This is a genomic window from Staphylococcus sp. EG-SA-2 (assembly GCF_017152085.1).
Genome location: NZ_JACYHC010000125.1, coordinates 1 through 546 on the forward strand (window position 1 = coordinate 1; position 546 = coordinate 546).

At 34.6% G+C, this 546-nt stretch carries 1 protein-coding gene; it reads left to right on the plus strand.

The window, feature by feature from the left end:
* Positions 1–546, plus strand: a 546-nt coding sequence (locus IDG60_RS01265; protein WP_206160390.1) for a M50 family metallopeptidase, incomplete at both ends; no start/stop codon positions are given.

The window sequence follows — 546 nt, forward strand, 5'->3', positions numbered from 1 at the left end:
TTGCTCCGAGAGACAGACAATTTGCACATAAAAAGCCATGGCCGAAATTTTTAACATTATTTGCGGGACCGTTATTTAACTTTATATTAGCTTTAGTCCTATTTATTGGTCTTGCATATTATCAAGGTACACCTACGTCTACTGTAGAACAAGTCGCAGATAAGTATCCAGCTCAACAAGCAGGATTACAAAAAGGTGATAAAATTGTTCAAATTGGCAAATATAAAATATCTGAATTTGATGATGTTGATAAGGCGTTAGATAAAGTTAAAGATAATAAGACGACTGTTAAATTTGAACGTGATGGTAAAACGAAGTCAGTTGAATTAACACCTAAAAAGACTGAAAGAAAACTGACTAAAGTAAGTTCAGAGACGAAGTATGTTCTCGGATTCCAACCAGCGAGTGAACATACACTTTTCAAACCAATTGTATATGGATTTGAAAGCTTTTTGAAAGGTAGTACACTAATTTTTACAGCTGTAGTCGGTATGTTGGCTAGTATATTTACGGGCGGATTCTCATTTGATATGTTAAATGGTCCGG